Raw genomic sequence first — 13926 nt, forward strand, 5'->3', positions numbered from 1 at the left:
AGCACACCCGGATCGAGACCACCTCACGCCTGGCGAGAGGATGGTGACACAGCGCGCCCCCCAAAAGGGCGCCTCACACGTCAAAAAGGCAGTGCATGAGTGCAGGGTTGATGGGCAGGGTCAGCGGAAGGCTGCTGGCTGGAATGATGGTGGCGATGGTCGGCTGTGCGGCCGCTCCGACGGCGAGTGAGCCTGCCACCGTGGTGTTGACCGGCCCGAATGGCTCCGAGCGTGAGGAGGTTGTGAGCACGCTCAGCGCGGAGCTCGACCGCTCGATGGAACGGCTGCGACTCGACGATTATGAGGGCCCCTACTTTCTCTCCTACCAGCTCAAGGACGATGAGTCGGTGACCATCGGCGGCAAGTTTGGTGCGTTGACCACCGACTCGCACAGCCGCCAGCGCTATGCTTACGTCGAGAGCCGTGTGGGCTCCTACGGGTTTGATAACTTTGCCAACATCGACGCGGAGAGCTACCGCATGGCCAACTTCCGGGCCGACCGGGTGGTGCCGCTCGATGATGGCGATGCGCTTCGCGGCGCGCTCTGGTTGCTCACAGATGAGACGTACAAAAAGGCCTTGAGCGACTACCTGACCAAGCGCGGCGGCGCGGTCTACGAGGCTCAAGAAGAGGTCGAAGTTCCCAGCTTCTCGCGAGAAGACGCCGTGAGCCATCGCGGTCCGGCGAAGCCTCTGGAGCTTGATGAAGTAGCCTGGCGTGAGCAGGTTCGCCGCATCACCGGCGAGCTCAAGGAGCATACCTTTTTGCTCGACGCGAGCATGGAGGTCTCCGCGCAGCGTGTGGTGCGCTACCTGGTCAACAGCGAGGGCAGCGAGGTGGTCGATGAGCAGCGCCTCTACACCATTCAGGCTCAGGCGTATACCCGCGCCGATGACGGGATGTTGCTGGAGAATAGTCGACTTTTTTACGCCCGGGATCTTCATGCGCTGCCGAGCTGGGAGGTCGTGGAGTCGGCTGTGGCCGAGATGATCGAGGAGTTGCGCCTGCTGCGTGAGGCCGAGGTGATCGACCCCTATACCGGCCCGGCAATCCTCGCTCCAGAAGCTACCGGGGTGCTTTTTCATGAAGCGGTCGGCCATCGTCTGGAGGGCGAGCGCCAGCGTGATGAGCAGGAAGGACGTACGTTCCAGGGGCGCGTAGGCAAGGTTGTGCTGCCGGAGTTTATCTCCGTCTACGACGATCCGCTGCTCTCGGAGGTCGATGGCGTGCAACTCAACGGCTACTACACTCACGACGACGAGGGTGTACCGGCGCAGCGTGCCGAGCTGATTGAGGAGGGGGTGCTCAGGGGCTTCTTGATGAGCCGCACCCCCATTGAGGGCGTCGACAGCTCCAACGGTCACGGCCGCGCCCAGGGGGTGAATGTGCCTCGAGCGCGTATGGCCAACCTGGTGGTCGAGGCCACCGAAGAGGCTCAGGTAAGTTTTGAGGAGCTGCGCCAGCGGCTGCTCGATGAGGTGCGCCGTCAGGGCAAACCCTTCGGCCTGTTGATTCAAGATATCACCGGTGGCTCGACCAATACGCTTGGCTACGGCTATCAGGCGTTTAAAGGTGTACCGCGTATGATTTATCGCATCGATGCTGAGACCGGTGAGCAGGAGCTTGTGCGCGGGGTGGAGCTTGTGGGCACGCCGCTCTCAAGCATCAATAAGATTGTCGCCGCATCTCAGGAGACGGGGATCTTTAACGGGTATTGCGGTGCCGAGAGCGGCTATGTGCCGGTGTCCACCGTGGCGCCGGCGATTCTGACCACCGAGATCGAGCTCCAGCGCACCCAGCAGGCCCGCGAGCGCCGCCCGATCCTCTCGCCGCCCTGGGCCCCTTAAGATCCAGCGAAGTTGGGATAGGCGCGCCCCGGAGTTTTTGCGATAAGATCCAGATCACGTCGACACACTGCCAACACGAGGAGCCAACATGGAACGTGCAGCACAGGAGCAGGAGCTCGCCGGCCTTAAAATGGACGGTGCGGGGTTTATTTCGCACGAGGGCCGCACCTACAGCGAGGAGGAGAACGCGATCTGGAAGCTGCTCTGCGAGCGCCGCATGGCAAAGCTCCCCGATACCGCCTGCGAGGCCTGGCTGGAAGGGGTTGAGAAGTTGAAGATGCCGCTCGATCGCGTGCCCCTTTTCGATGAACTCAACGCCAATTTGCGCCCGCTTACCGGCTGGGAGCTGCGCGCAGTCAACGGGTTTATCCCCGCTGAGATGTTCTTTGGTTCGATGGGCAAACGGCAGTTCCCCTCGACCCTGGAGATCCGCCCGATGGATCGGTTGGAGTATCTTCAGGAGCCGGACATCTTTCACGATGTCTTCGGGCATGTTCCGATGCACACCGATCCGGTCTTTGCGGATTTTGTGCAGGAGTACGGTCAGCTTGTCACCGAGCTCGACGATCGCGACAAGTTCGACGCGATGGCGCGCCTGTGGTGGTACACGGTGGAGTTCGGCCTTGTGAAGGAGGCCGGTCAGGTCAAGCTCTACGGCTCGGGCTTGATGTCGTCATTCGGCGAGGCCGACAACGTCTTTGATGGCGGCCCGGAGATTCGGCCCTTTGATCTCGACGAGGTGATCTCGACGCCCTTCCGCATCGACATCTACCAGCCGATTTTCTGGGTGGCCGAAGGTTTTGATCAGTTGCGGGATTCGGTGCAGGAGTTGCGCCGCCGTTGGGCCGAAGAGCTGACGAACTGAGTGTTTTGAGTTGACCTGATGAGCGGGTCGGCGTGTGTGTGCGTAGAAAGCCCGGTCGATGCGGCCGGGCTTTTTTACGTCTGAAAGGCATTCAACTTTTGGGATCGTGCCGGTGAAAGTTCTCTTCTTCATCGAGCGCCATGCGTCGATGAAAGATCGGGAGGCGAAAGAGACGCTCAATCGGGGAGGGCAGCTGCTGCCAGGCCACCATCTGCTCGGAGGGGGCGCGCAGGGCGACGAAGACGACGATGAGTGTGAGTGAGACGACCATCGTCATTGTCATCGGGCCGCTGATGTAGCCGATGTGGGCGCGGCGCACGAAGTAGGCTGCGCTGGAGACCGGTGTCGGGTGAATAAAGAGCTTGAGACACCAGGTGCCCAGGGCGATGAGCTGGATGTAGCCGTAGTTTCGGCGCAGACGGTAGCCCAGCGCGTCGATCAGGCTGAGCTGGGGGTAGGAATGACCCAGGTCGTCAGCCAGCGATTTGAGCTCGCGTCGGGCGTGGTCGGGGGAGGGGCCGTGCCCGGGGGCAAGATTGGGAGCGATGAAGTAGCGATCCAGGCAGCGTATGCGTCGGCGCCACAAATCATAGAGCTGGTAGCGGCGGCTCTCCATGATCATCAGAAGGAAGTTCACCCCGATCAGGAGCAAGACGATGAAGTGAGGGGTGTCGGGCTGGGATAGGGTAAAGGAGAGCATCGCCGCGTTGGTGACGATCGCCCAGTTGGTTGTGGCGTCCAGACGCTGGCGCCACACGTCGGCGTGTATCACGCTGGCGCGGTAGAAGTGGACCATCACGGTGCGGTCCGGCGACTGGTCGTCCATGTCTCCCCCCGATCGAAGATGCGGATGCTGCCGATGTCGGATCGCCTGCGCGTAGCAGCGACAAATGCGATCAAAAAAAGCGCCCACCGCGCAGGCGGTGGGCGCTTTTCAAGCGCGTGCCTGGACTCGCAACTTACTCCACGATGACCGTCAGCTGCATGCGGTCATTGAAGCGGTTGGAGACGGCGAATTCGCCGGTGGTATTAAAGGTATAAGACCACTCCTGGTTGGCGTCGAGGTTCTGATCGACGTTGAGCGCGGCGATGTTGATGTTGTGGCGCTCCGGATCGCGGTTCTTAAAGGTAACCGTGGTGCCGGCCGGAACGGTGAGGCTGCTCGGGTTGTAGCGGAACTGGTAGAGCACCACCGAGCGGCTTTCCGGGGCGGTCGAGGACTGTGCTGCCGAGTCGTCGGGCACGGTATCGCCACCACCGCAGGCAGCGGTGAAGGCCATAAGGCTGACGAGCATGGCGATGGACATAGCTTTAGCGGCAAAACGGATGAACATGGAATTCCTCCTAAACATAGAGCCAGTTCAGATCACAGGACGCGACGACGCGTGAGGGTGTGCAAGTAGAAGTTCATCGCACGTCGACTACAGGTGGCAAAAGATACTTCTCACCTGCGGAAAGTCAATGGCGGGTGACGCAGGAGAACGTTTGGCGAAACGTTAAGCGCTGTTACCATCAGGTAGGTCGGAGAGGCCCGCGGGGCGAAGGTCGCCCGGGGGCACGCAAAGTCAAGAGGTTCACAGTTGGATTGGAAAGTACATCAACAGATCGCGCGGGTGGCGCTGGAGCGCAGGCTGGTTGATTTTGAAGCCGTGTCGCGCAGTCTCTATGACCTGGGGCGTCTGGCCGACGAGGGAAAGACGCCTACGGTCGAATACTGGGTAAGCCAGGGGTGGCTGGCACCCGAGGGGCTTGATGAGGTCTTGCGCAGCCTGGGCTATCAGGAGGGCTTGGAACGGGCTCAGACCGCGTTCGTGGAAGGCCGGGGGGAGGAGCGAACGACCCGTTTTCAGAAGAACGACGAGGTGGTGACCTCGCGCATCGAGGTCGGCCGCCGTGCGCCTACCCTCGGGGTGTCGCGTCGGGAGGTTGGCGCGCAGGCTGATGAGCCTCCCGAGGGACTGGGGCTGGAGACGAGCACGGAAGTCGCTGCTGACGCCACCCCCACGCTGCGTGCAGGCGTGGCAGCGGCCTGGGCCCGGCCCGGGTGGCGAAGTGGGGAAGAGACCGGGCGCCATTTCGCCTTTGAGCGCACGGAAGTCTATCAGCCGGCGTTGAGCGCTGGCGAGATGCTCAGCGGGCAGGCGCGCTACGAGTTGGGCGCGGCGCTGGGGGCGGGTGGTGGTGGCAGCGTGATCTCGGCGCATGATCGCGTGCTCGGGCGGGTGGTGGCGATGAAGATCGCACGGCCCTCGGCTCGTCATGACGCCCGCGCGGTGGCGCGTTTTCTGGCGGAAGCGCAGATCACAGGCCAACTCGAGCATCCCAACATCATGCCGATCTACGATGTGGGTGTGCTTGATGACGGGCGGGTTTATTACACCATGCGGCGAGTCAACCATCACTCTCTGGCCGAGGTGATCGCGGGCCTGCGCGCGCGCGACGAGGCGTACCTTCGCGAGTACTCGTGTCACCGTCTGCTGGGCATCCTCCAGCAGGCCGCGCAGGCCATTCATTACGCGCATGTCCGCGGGGTGGTGCACCGTGACCTGAAGCCCTCCAACATTATGCTTGGCGAGTATGGGGAGGTGCTGGTGATGGACTGGGGCATCGCTCATGTCAGCGGCAACCGGGTACACACCGACCTGGGACCAGAGGATGAGCCCGGCCAGGGGCAAACCCTGGGGACGCCCTCGTACATGTCGCCGGAGCAGGCTCAGGGGCGCCTTCATGAGGTTGATGCCCGCAGTGACGTCTACGGGCTGGGGGCCGTGCTCTATGAGATCCTCTCTCTGGAGGTGCCATATGATGGCGAGGACGCGCGCGCGACGATGTGGATGGTGGTTGAGGGCCTCCTTGTGCCGCCTTCAAAGCGAGCAGAGCCGTTGTGGACATTCAGCGAGGCGATTGAGGCGGTCTGCCTGCGGGCGATGTCGAGCGAACGCGAGGAGCGCTTCGCTTCGGCTCGCCAATTCTACGAGGCCCTCGATGAGGCCATCAGCGGGAGCGGTCCGGTGCAGGTGCAGAGTAGCGTGGAGCGCGGTCAGGTGCTGCTCAACACGTACCGTGAGGTACTCGCCAGTGCTGAAGAGCTGGCAGATGAGATCGACGGCATCAGCGGGCAGGTGGAGCCCTGGGAGTCGATTGAACGCAAACGCGCACTCTGGGAGCTCGAAGATCGACGCCTGCAACTTCAGCGTGAGAGCGCGCAGATCTTTGGTGAGGCTGTGGCCGCCTTCCAGGAGGTTCTTCATCTTCACCCGGAACAGCCTGAGGCGCGCTGCGGGATGGCTGAGCTCAGCTGGGAGCGTTATCGGGCCTCCCGTCAGCGCCAGGACATCGCTGGCATGGTTTACTACGAGGCGATGGTGCGGGAGCACGGTGGGGAGGCGTTCGCCGCGCGCTTTGCGCGTCATTGCGACGTGACGCTTACGACGCGACCGCCCGGTGCCGACATCACGCTCTTTCCGTGTCAGGAGATCGACCGACGGATGGTCGTTGCCGATGCTCGCCAGCTGGGACGATCGCCGGTGCACCTCGCCTCGCTGGAGGCCGGGAGTTACATGATTGTGGTGCAGCGCAGCGGATCGTCACCGGTGCGGGCGCCTCTTCATGTGGAAGTGGGCATGACGCGGGCCGAGTTTCGCGTGGATCTTCCCGCCGACCACGAAGTCGCTGCGGGCTTTGTCTATGTTGCCGGAGGGCCTTGCTCCCTCGGTGGTGATCCGGAGGCGTTTCATCCCTCTCCGGCGCGTCGGGTAGACGTCGCCTCGTTCTTTTGCGCGCGTCTCCCGGTGACCTTCCGCGAGTACCTGGAGTGGCTCGATGAGCTCAGCCAGAGCGATCTGGAACAGGCCCGACATCACGCTCCGAAGACCCGCGCCGACGATGGTGAGTTGGCGACTTTCGATGTCGCAACCGGACGCTGGACGCCTTCACCCATTCTTATTGAGGGGCCGATGCGCGATCGCTACGCCGAAGGGGGCGGGTATGAACTCGATCTTCCGGTCGTGGGCATCAGCGCCCATGACGCCCGGGCCTACTGCGCCTGGCGCGCTCAACGCGACGGCCGCCGCTACCGGTTGCTTCGTGAAGATGAATGGGAGAAGGCCGGTCGCGGTGTCGACGCACGCTTCTTTCCCTGGGGAAACCACTTCGACGCGACCTTCTGCAAAATGCGCTACTCTCGCCCCGAGTTCAGCCAGCCCGAGCCGGTGGGCTCTTTTCTCGATGATACCTCCCCCTACGGCGTGCGTGACCTCAGCGGCGGGGTTCAGGAGTGGTGCGAAGCCGGCCCGGAGGACGGCGACGACCGGGCGGTGCGTGGCGGCGGCTGGAATAGGGATCAGTGCGCGTGCCGCCTGGCCAGTCGCATGCGTGTTCTGGCCGATGCCCGCTCGGCGGGCATCGGATTTCGTCTGGCCTATGATGCCAGCTGAGCGTCGAGGGGCCGGTCCAGTGAGCGGTAGTGAATCGCCTCGGCCAGGTGCGCCTGGGTGATATCCCGTGCCTCGTCGAGGTCGGCGATGGTGCGGGCGACCTTGAGCATACGATCGCAACTTCGTGCGCTCAGTCCAAGGCGATCGACGACCCTGGCGAGCATCTCGTGGCAGTCATCGGTCAGGGCACAGTAGCGACGAAGCTGGTCTGGGCCCATCTGGCTGTTGGCGTGACGTCCGCAGCTGAGCAGGCGCTCGCGCTGACGGTTGCGCGCGCGCTGTACCCGCTGGCGGATCACCGAGGAGGGCTCCGAGGGGCGCGCGCGCCTGAGCTCCTCATAGGGCACCGCCGGGACCTCGATGTGGATGTCGATGCGATCGAGGAGCGGGCCGCTTAAGCGAGAGCGGTAGCGTTTGATCTCGTCGATGGAGCAGGAGCATCGTCGGGCGCTGTTGCCAAAATGGCCACAGCGACAGGGGTTCATGGCTGCCACCAGCATCACATCGGCCGGGTAGGTCAGGCTGAGCAGACTGCGGGTCAGAGTGACCTGACGGTTTTCCAGGGGCTGGCGCAGCGTCTCCAGGGAGTTGCGCCGGAACTCCGGGAGCTCATCGAGGAAGAGCACCCCGTTATGCGCCATACTCAGCTCTCCGGGGCGCGGGATGCCGGAGCCGCCGCCCACAAGCCCGACCTCACTGATGGTGTGGTGCGGGGCGCGAAAGGGGCGCTCCGAGATCCAGGGGGTCTGCGGAGGAAGTCGGCCGGTGACGCTGTAGATTTTGGTCGTCTCCAGCGCCTCTTCAAAGCTCATCTCAGGGAGGATTGTGGCCAGACGCCGGGCAAGCATGCTTTTTCCCGAGCCGGGGGGACCGATCATCAGGACGTTATGTGCGCCGGCGGCGGCGACCTCCAGGGCGCGCTTGGCCGGGAGCTGCCCGCTGACCTGTGAAAAGTCCACATCGCCCGCTCGTCGCAGTCCCGGTTGGGGCATCGGCTGGCGTTCAAAGGGGGCGGCCTCGTTGCGGGCCTGCATCAACGCCACGACCTCTGAGAGGTGCTCAAAGCCAAGCACCTCCACGCCTTCGACCACAGCGGCCTCAGCGGCGTTCTCCCGGGGGACCATCACCCCCTTCAGCCCCATGTCGCGGGCGAGGATCGCCATGGCCAGTGCCCCGCGAATCGGGCGCACACGTCCGTCGAGCGCGAGCTCCCCGGCGACCAGGTAGTCGGCAAGTCGCGGCGCGCTCGCCAGCGGGGGAAGCACCCCCTGGGCGCGAAGGATCGCAAGGGCGATCGGAAGATCAAAGGCGGTGCCATCTTTGCGGATGTTCGCCGGCGCGAGGTTCACGGTGACGCGCCGATCCACGGGAAACTCCAGGGTGAGGTTCTCAATGGCCGCCTGCACCCGCAGGCGGCTCTCCCGGATGGCGTTGTCCGGAAGCCCCACCAGGTGGAAGGCCGGAAGTCCTACAGCAAAGTCGATCTCGATATCGACCAGCGAGGCGTCGACGCCCAGCAAAGTCGCAGAATGCACGCGGGTGATCATGGTCATCTCCCAACAAGGAGCTCGAAGTCAGTGCCGGCTCTCTGAAACGTCGAGCCGGGGCGATAGCGCCTGGCGCCACGTCTGTTATCGAGCGCCTTGCCGCGATCTTGCGTGGGGAAAGGCGATTCGCCATCTGGCCACCGAAGAGTCGCTTCAGGGGCGTGAGGCATGGATTGACCATGGTGTGCCAGCTTGTCACAGCCCGGTCGGGCTATGGTGGCGAGTTGGGCGGAAAGTTGGCGAATTGGAAGGTGACCGGGCTTGTGGAACGCGCTTTGCACATCTGTCTGCGCATTGATGAGTCATGATTCCGGTGCTGCAGATGTGCGCCGTCAGTGTTTTCGATAAGAGAGGTCTGTGTGAATAGAGGTGATACCCAAATGCGCAGCGCTGCGCAGTGGGGCGCCCGTTTGACGCGGGGAGGCTTCCACCTGATCGGGGTGCTCCTGGTGTGCGGGCTGGTCTCGTGGATCGTGGCTGACGCGCCTCTGACGCTGCGCCTGGTCGCTGCCAGCTGGCAGCACGAGGGGGTTCCGAGGGCGGTCGCGCTGGGAGGGGCGATTCAGCTCGGGCTGTCGGCCTGTGTGTGGGCGCTTTTGATGATCGTGTGGGAGCTCTTTACCTCGGGTGGGGCGCGACGGGTAGCTCACACCTCGCAGCGCGCGCTTCGGGCGGCCCGGGGCACCGTGATCACCGAGACGCTGATCGTGATCCCGATTGTGCTGCTGCTGATCTTTGGTCTGGCGCAACTGGCGATCAACAACATCGCCGGGGTGCTCAATCAGGTGGCTTATTTTCAGGCCGCACGGACCGCCTGGGTGTGGGCCCCGGAGCCCGGGATCAGCGAGGCGGATCTCAAAGATCGCGCGCGCATCGCGGTGGCGCTGACCTTTACGCCGGTCGCTCCCGGCAATTACCAGACCACCGGATATTTTGGAGTTGGCGGTGATGGCGATCTCTCGGAGCGGGCGCTCGACGCCCGCGAGATCATGCGCGAGCGCTACTTCTCGATCGAAGATGCCATCATCGGGGCGCTTCCCCTGGAGCCCTCGGCCGATGCCAACAACACGTCTTTTGATCGCGCGCTGGACAGCTCGACCAACTACGCCACGCGCGCCACCCAGAAGTTCACCCACGCCTACCTGGCCACCGAGATCGAGGAGGTCATCAACACCGGCGGGGAGGTCGGGGTCAGCTACACCTATTATCTGCACCAGGCGATGCCGCTGGTGGGTGGGATTTTCGGGGAGACCCACACCGTGGGTACACGCAGTGCCAAATACATGGCTTTGAGCTACCGGGCGACGATGCCCGCGCAGCCTTATCGAGTGGGGCGTCCATGACGGAGACGATGACGATCGAAGAGGAACAGTCGGGAGGGCTATCGGCGCGACTTCGGCGCCTTCATCAGGAGCAGCGTGGAGCGCTGGCGCTGTTGTGCCTGGCCGGCTTGATGATCCTGTTGATGATGGGGCTCGTGGTCTACGACGCCACCGAGGTCGCCAACGAGAAGGTCCACGTGCAGGCGTCGGCTGACGCTTCAGCATACAGCCAGGCGGCAATCAACGCGCGCACCATGAACATGCTGGCCTTCGCCAACGTCGGCAAACGCGTCAACATCGGTATGGTCGCAGCCTATGAGACGGTCTACAGCTGGATGACCTGGATCACCGGGGTGGCCTGGGTCTTGACCATTGCGTGCGTGTTGATCGCGGCAATACCGGGAGCTCAGGCTGTCGCCAAACTCTGCGGAAAAATGGCAGAGGTCGCAGTCGGCGCGACGTGTGCCACGGCAAAGGAGGCCGGCGATTATTTGCGCCTGGATACCATTGTAGAGAACTTCTTCGGGCCCGAGCAGCGCGCCTTTAACAACTACCAGCAATACATGGCCGATGTGACGCCGTACTGGAGTTGGACCCAGGGGGTCTGGCGCGGATTTACCAACAACGCACCGCTGACCGTGGGTTATCCGGCACCCAAGAACGATGCCGACATCACCTTCCGTCAGCAGCTTCCAGTGCGCATTCCGGCCGAACATAGCTGGGACGGGCTCTGCGAGAAGGCCAATGAAGCCCCCCCGATCTTCGGAGACGGGTTTGAGCCGGGCAATATCATTGAGCAGGCTGACCGACGCTTTATGTTCGTTGACTTCCTGATCAAGAACGCGCTGAGTTCCGATGGCGAAGAAGATCCGGCAGGTGGCGTCGAGGGAGCCGGTGATGGCGGCAGCGGTGTGGGGGGAGGTGGCAACAGCCAGGGCGCCGGCCAGGGCCAGGAGTCGGCCTGCGACTCGCTCGAAGAGGAAGCGGCCAATGACCCCAACTCCACCTTTGAGCCGCCCCGTGAGGAGTGCGAGGTCGATGAGAACGGCAATGAGACCGATGATTGCGAGACGATTCCCGGCTCGTACACCGTCGACGGCCATACCATTGAGCTTGGCGAGGGGTGCATCCCCACCAGCGTGTTGGAGCAGCTCGACGAGGTTGACTGCACCCAGGGTGGCGCCACCATCAAGGCCGGCGCCTACGGGGCGACGTATCTGGCGGGCATGTTGGGGCTTTTGATCGACACCAGCGAAATCCCCTCCATTCTCAAGCGCCTTACCGTGATGCCTGACTCCTTTGTGGAGCGATGCAAAGACGGCACGCGCGACCGCTATCAGGGGGCCGGAGGGTTTCACGTCGACGGTCCGGCCTGGGAGCTTCAGACCGAGAACTGGCTGATGAACTCCTCGACGCTGATGTACGCCTACCGGCCCAACGCAGCGCGCAACGGCACCCACCGCGATCGCTATCAATTCATGGGAGAGGACTCCAGTCCGGGGGTTCTCAACTTCGCCAGCGAGGGCACCTGGGCTATCAGCCGCGGTGAGATCGCCTGGCAGGGCGATGATGAACCCTCGTTGTGGGAGTCGAAGTGGGCGGCGCGCGTGCGTCCGGTGGCGCTGGATGGCGAATGGGAGGCCTACGCCCAGATGCATCAGGATTTCTCCATCTGGAGAGGACTACGCGATATTCAAGGTGAGGTGCTCGCCACCTTGCTGATCGCTCACGGCGCCGACGCCACCGGAAGCAACCTCATTACCCACGGCTACTCGATCTCGCCGGGAAGCCTGGAGGCGCTGATCTTTGAGGCGCTTTCGACCCGGGCGGCCTTTGACGCGATGGAGCCCGAACGCATGGAGGGGGTTGTCAAATGAAGCGATATCTACGCCTTCGAAATCTGATGGAACGCTCCGGCCTTCATGTGTTTGAGCGCGATGAGCAGGGCGCGGCCCTCACCGAAGTGGTGATGTGTCTGCCCTTCTTCATCCTGGTCTTTGGCGGGTTGATGAACCTGGGGCTGGTCGGGCAGCAGAGTGTGGCCACTAAACATGTGGCCGCCCACGATATGTGGACGCAGGTCTACCATGAGGGGGCGAACAACGCGTTGCGCATGAGCCCGCGTACCCAGCTTCCGGAGCTCGACAATCTGGGCTCGGTGCAGGGGATTGCGGCTCTGGGCGGCGATATCGCCGCGATGGCTTCAGGGCATTGGGGCGAGGCCTGGTTTCATACGGAGTTGGCCCCGGTGCTGACCCTGGGACAGATCGACTACGACTCGCATTCGCATGAGGCGGCTCGTCGGCTGCAGCAGCATATGAAGCCGCCTCATCAGATGACCGGCCATATCCTGGGCGGTACCGATGAGGGGCGTCGTCCGGTGCTCGCGCAGATCGCCACAAATGATAACCTCATCGACGACAACCTCATCAACCCGGGCGGAAATATGCTGCAGTGGCTGCTCACTTCGGTGCTGCAGTTCAGCGGCGGGGTGCCGGGAGCCTTTGCTGCGATTCGCTACGGTGACCAGGATGGCATGGCTTCCCATCAGGTCTCTCTCTATGGCGGCCGCCTCACCCCTACGTTCAGCGCGCGCTACTCCGCGATGCTTTCCCCCCACCCCACGCGTTCCGGCGAGGAGGGAGGCACCAGCGGCGAGGAGGTCTTTGACCTCAATGATCCTCGCGGGCAGTGGGGGCTTTATTACGTCGCGGCCCAGACGACCAATAACTACCGTTGGGTCTACAACATGATGAACGTGCAGTTCGATGAGGACGAGACGCAGTCGACGGCCACGCGCTACGAGGCGGGTCAATGAGCGCAGCGAGCAAAAGCCGCAATGAGGAGGGGTGTATGGGAGCGTCGAATCGCCTGGAAGGGAAAGCACCCTGGTGGGTCGATCTTTTGAAGGTGGGAGCCGCCGGTGCGACCATTGCGTTGATCGCCCTGCTGGTGGTCGTGCTCGATGGTCCGCGCGCCGAGGTTCAGCCCGCCCAGGCTGACATCTGGGATGTGTTTTTGAGCCAGAGCAACAAACATGAGAACTTCATGCGCGCGTTGCAGAAGGAGGGGATGTCGGCGCCGCGGGAGTACGACTACAACGGCAACCGCGTCTACTTCTCCCACGCCACGACCTCAGAGAGCCCGCGGGAGGTGCTGGAGCGCTTTCAGCGTGCGTTTGTGCGCGAGGGGGTCAACAAGATGGCGCATCACACCGTACGCGAGCCGGTGCCGGTGGGGGATACCCACGATGGCGAGACCTTCATGCAGGCGATGGCCGGCGCTGACGAGCTCTTCAGCGGGGGGCTGATCCCGGTGGAGAACACGCGGAACTACATGGCGATGGTCGGCGCAGAGACAAAGAAAGGAGCGGCCGACTGGAAGGAGGCCATCGTCGAGATGCAGGGGGGAGCGAAGACCCCTGAAGACACCGTGCGGGCGCTGCGTTACGTCGACGCCTGGCGTGAAGAAGGCTCGTTGAAGACAACGATTACCGCAGTATGGAGTGACCAGGCCCTGGATCTGGCGAAGTTCCGCAACCACGCGCCCGGGAGCGTTCACCCCTTCGAATATAAGGTGCCGGTCTGCACCGGGTGCACGCGCGTCTCGCGTATCAGTGGCACTGAAGGTGAGGCGGGCACGCATGCCATCCTCTACCGAAGCCCCAACTCCATCAACGCCACCCTGGGGTTCTATGAGCGTGAGATGTCTCGTTACGGCTGGAAGCTGGAGCCGGTGATGCGCGGACTTGCAGCGATGCAACGCGAGCGCAGCGCGCCCTACGAGGTCTCCCAGGTGCGCTCCTACAGCGGCGATGGGCACACACTGACCCTGATCGTCTACCGCGACAGCTACGACGGACAGACCTACGTCAGCATGCAGAGCGCGCTCTGAGTCGGGGGCTTTTGC

At 63.2% G+C, this 13926-nt stretch carries 10 protein-coding genes; 7 read left to right on the plus strand and 3 right to left on the minus strand.

Annotated features, from left to right (window positions below; genetic code table 11):
- Window positions 1-95: 95 nt before the first annotated feature.
- Both EA187_RS14060 and EA187_RS14065 read left to right on the plus strand, forming a co-directional pair.
- Window positions 96-1847, plus strand: a complete 1752-nt coding sequence (locus tag EA187_RS14060; protein ID WP_115606905.1) for a TldD/PmbA family protein — start codon at window positions 96-98, stop codon at window positions 1845-1847.
- Window positions 1848-1935: 88 nt separating this feature from the next.
- Window positions 1936-2712 carry a phenylalanine 4-monooxygenase gene (locus EA187_RS14065; RefSeq protein WP_115606904.1) on the plus strand — a complete coding sequence of 259 codons (777 nt, stop codon included), beginning with the start codon at window positions 1936-1938 and terminating at the stop codon, window positions 2710-2712.
- 91 nt (window positions 2713-2803) lie between these two features.
- Here EA187_RS14065 and EA187_RS14070 read toward each other — a convergent pair whose 3' ends face one another.
- Window positions 2804-3538, minus strand: a complete 735-nt coding sequence (locus tag EA187_RS14070) for a DUF2270 domain-containing protein (protein WP_127780677.1) — start codon at window positions 3536-3538, stop codon at window positions 2804-2806.
- A gap of 133 nt (window positions 3539-3671) precedes the next feature.
- Window positions 3672-4046, minus strand: a complete 375-nt coding sequence (locus EA187_RS14075) for a cupredoxin domain-containing protein (RefSeq protein WP_164856281.1) — start codon at window positions 4044-4046, stop codon at window positions 3672-3674.
- Between the two features lie 246 nt (window positions 4047-4292).
- On the opposite strand from EA187_RS14075, the gene EA187_RS14080 reads away from it, so the two are divergent.
- Window positions 4293-7148, plus strand: coding sequence for a bifunctional serine/threonine-protein kinase/formylglycine-generating enzyme family protein (locus EA187_RS14080; RefSeq protein ID WP_127780678.1), 2856 nt, complete (start codon window positions 4293-4295; stop codon window positions 7146-7148).
- Here EA187_RS14080 and EA187_RS14085 read toward each other — a convergent pair.
- A complete protein-coding gene (locus EA187_RS14085; RefSeq protein WP_127780679.1) occupies window positions 7133-8695 on the minus strand; it encodes a YifB family Mg chelatase-like AAA ATPase in 1563 nt (520 codons plus the stop codon). The genes EA187_RS14080 and EA187_RS14085 overlap by 16 nt on opposite strands.
- A gap of 380 nt (window positions 8696-9075) precedes the next feature.
- Between EA187_RS14085 and EA187_RS14090 the strand changes: the two genes are divergently transcribed.
- Genes EA187_RS14090 through EA187_RS14105 form a run of 4 tightly spaced genes read left to right on the plus strand, consistent with a single transcriptional unit; the run spans window position 9076 to window position 13911 of the window.
- Window positions 9076-10038 (plus strand): TadE/TadG family type IV pilus assembly protein, encoded by a 963-nt coding sequence (locus tag EA187_RS14090; RefSeq protein WP_127780680.1) that lies wholly within the window; start codon window positions 9076-9078, stop codon window positions 10036-10038.
- Window positions 10039-10046: 8 nt separating this feature from the next.
- Window positions 10047-11894 (plus strand): pilus assembly protein TadG-related protein, encoded by a 1848-nt coding sequence (locus EA187_RS14095; RefSeq protein ID WP_206524363.1) that lies wholly within the window; start codon window positions 10047-10049, stop codon window positions 11892-11894.
- Window positions 11891-12835, plus strand: a complete 945-nt coding sequence (locus EA187_RS14100) for a TadE/TadG family type IV pilus assembly protein (protein WP_127780682.1) — start codon at window positions 11891-11893, stop codon at window positions 12833-12835. Before EA187_RS14095 ends, EA187_RS14100 begins: the two co-directional genes overlap by 4 nt.
- A 35-nt stretch (window positions 12836-12870) precedes the next feature.
- On the plus strand, window positions 12871-13911 hold the full coding sequence (locus EA187_RS14105; RefSeq protein WP_127780683.1) for a hypothetical protein: 1041 nt from the start codon (window positions 12871-12873) through the stop codon (window positions 13909-13911).
- Window positions 13912-13926 lie beyond the last annotated feature (15 nt).

Source organism: Lujinxingia sediminis (assembly GCF_004005565.1).
GTDB classification, from domain to species: domain Bacteria; phylum Myxococcota_A; class Bradymonadia; order Bradymonadales; family Bradymonadaceae; genus Lujinxingia; species Lujinxingia sediminis.